Annotated in this window: 3 protein-coding genes; all 3 read right to left on the reverse strand. The window is 62.0% G+C overall.

The features are described 5' to 3' along the window. On the reverse strand, positions 1-848 hold an 848-nt coding region (locus WBV42_RS08875), incomplete at its 3' end, for an ABC transporter permease subunit (RefSeq protein WP_423985710.1). Next, positions 845-1,837 (reverse strand): carbohydrate ABC transporter permease, encoded by a 993-nt coding sequence (locus tag WBV42_RS08880; RefSeq protein WP_423985711.1) that lies wholly within the window; start codon positions 1,835-1,837, stop codon positions 845-847. The genes WBV42_RS08880 and WBV42_RS08875, both read right to left, overlap by 4 nt. A gap of 6 nt (positions 1,838-1,843) precedes the next feature. Next, on the reverse strand, positions 1,844-2,598 hold a 755-nt coding region (locus tag WBV42_RS08885), incomplete at its 5' end, for an extracellular solute-binding protein (protein ID WP_423985712.1).

Raw genomic sequence — 2,598 nt, forward strand, 5'->3', positions numbered from 1 at the left:
AAGCTGAAGACGAGGACGGTCGCCAGTCCCGCCTTCGACAGCGGGATGATTATCTCCCAGACGATGCGCCACGTGGGCGCGCCGTCCATCATCGCGGCCTCCTCGTAGGAGGTCGGGATGTTGTCCATGTAGGTTTTCAACAGCCACGTGTTGAACGGGACGGCGGTCGCGGCGTAGTACGACGACAGCGCGAGTTTGCTGTTGTCGAGCCCGAACTGGACGAACGTGGCGTACAGCGCGATGAGCGCCGCGATGCCGAGTCCGCCGCCGACTTGCGTGAACAGGACGTACAGGTAGAGCACCTTCGACCGGAAGAGGAACTTCCGCCGCGAGAGCGCGTACGCCGCCGGAATCACGATTGCCATCGTCAAGATGACGGTGGGCACCGCGACGGTGAAGCTGTTCCAGAGGAACAGCGGGAACTGTGAACAGCCGTCGAAACGCGCGCAGTTCACCGTGGTCGAAACGCCGGGCGTCTGTAGCGCTATCTCCGTGCCGAACAGGTGAACTGCGATCGTGTAGCTCGGTATCGACATGCCGCCGAGCACCCATTTGTAGGCGTCGAGCGACGGTTTCTGCGGCAGGATATGGATCCCGCTCGAACTGTAGAGCGACCCGCCGGTCCCGGAGAGGGAGGCGAGGAAGATCCAGTAGATCGGGAACAGCAGTGTCCCGACCATCAACAGCGCGAACGCGGTGGCGACGAGTGTCGCCGCAACTCGTCGCGCCGACACTTCGCCGGTTCGCAGGCCGTGGACGGTGTACCGCGCCGACTCGACGGCGCGGGCGGGTGCTCCGAGCGCGTGTCGAACGTCCTCGGCGAAGCCGCCGAGGATCCCGTCGTTCATTCGTTCACCCCCTCCGCGAGGCGGCCGCGTTTGACGTTCAGGAACATGAAGCCGCTGATGACGATCAACGTCGCGGTCATGATGGCGGCCCCCTTCCCGTACTTGTCGAAGCGAAACGCCTCACGGTAGCCGTAGACGATGAGCAGTTCGTTCTGGCGGAGCGGTCCACCCTTGTTCATCACGTACGGGATGAGGAACTGCTGGAACGACGCCGCCGCCGTCAGGATCGACGCGAAGAGCACGGGTCGCTTGATGGACGGAAGCGTGACGTGCACGAACCGGTTGAGGAATCCTGCGCCATCCACCATCGCCGCGTCGTGGAGTTCCTCGGGCACATCCTGCAGCGCGCTCACGATGATGATGACCATGAACGGGTAGGCCAACCACGCTTCGGTGACGTTGTACGCCAGAAACGCGGTCCACCGCTGGTCGAGCCACAGAACCGGCTGAAGGTGCAGTCCGGTGAGCACCTGATTCGCCAGGCCGTATCGGGCGTTGCTGAAGATTCCGCGCCAGACGGTGATGGTGAAGATGGTCGGCAGGCCCATCGGGATGATGATGAGCGAACGCATGTAGCGCCGACCGATGACGTAGGGATTGGTCAACACGAGCGCGATGCCGATGCTCAGCGCGACTTTGAGGGCCACGCTCGTGAACACGAACAGCCACGAGATGCCCATCGAGTTCCAAAAGCCCGCGTTGAGCGGGAGCGTCGTGCTGAATCCGAACAGAATCAACTTGAAGTGCGGCGTGCCGAACAGCACCCTCCGGTAGTTGTCGAACCCGACGAACGAGTACTCGTGTGTGAACAGCGTCAGGTTCGTCGCGTCCGTCAACGACAGATAAAACGAGTAGAGGATGGGGTAGAACATGAACGCCGAGAACAGAAACAGCCCCGGCAGTATCAGTAGCAGGGGCAGGTCGTCCCGGTCGAACACGGGATTTTCCAGCGCGTTTGCGCCGCGATTGAACGTCGAGCGAATACTCATGTAGCCTCAGTCCCAGTTCTGCTTGATCGTCTTCTCCGCCGCTTCGAACGCCGGTTTCGCGTCCTGCTTGCCTTTCAGCACCTTGAGGAACGCGGATTTGACCGGGTCCCACACCTTCTGCATGTGCGGGGCCGTCGGCATCGGTTCGCCCATCTGGACGGATTCGGAGAAGCCTTTGACGGCTGGCGGAAGGTCGTCGCTTCCCGCGAGGTCCTTGTGAACCGGGATGAAGCCGTGGTCCTTGGCGAGGTCGAGGAGCAGGTCCGTGTTCGTGGTGTGCCACTCGGTGAACTTCCGAGCGGCCGCGGTGTTCCCGTTCTCCTCGTTCATCTTCTTGGCGAAGTACCACATCTTCACGCCGGTGTACGGTTTCGGTTTCCCATCCTTCGGTTTCGGAAGCGGGACGACGCCGACGTCGAGACCCTTGTCACGGACGGTGCCGAGATACCACGGGCCGTTGATGGCGAGCGGCGCGTTGCCCTCGTTGAACACGGCGGCCTGCGGGTCGTACTTCTGGTCTTTCGGGATATACTTCGCCAGTTCGTCGCGCACGAACCGGAACCCTTTGAGCGTCTCCGACTTCGCGAGGCCGAGTTCGTCCTTCTTCTCGTCGTAGTAGTAGCCGCCGAAGGCCTGCGCGTAGCCGCTGATGAAGTAGGGGTCGATGGGGAACGAGAGGCCGTATTTCCCGTTCGACGGGTCGTGGTGTTCCTCCATGATGGACTGCATCTCCTCGACCGTTTCGGGCGGTTCGTCCACCA

Origin of the sequence: Haladaptatus sp. (assembly GCF_049589095.1) — an archaeon.
Classification (GTDB): Archaea; Halobacteriota; Halobacteria; order Halobacteriales; family Haladaptataceae; genus Haladaptatus.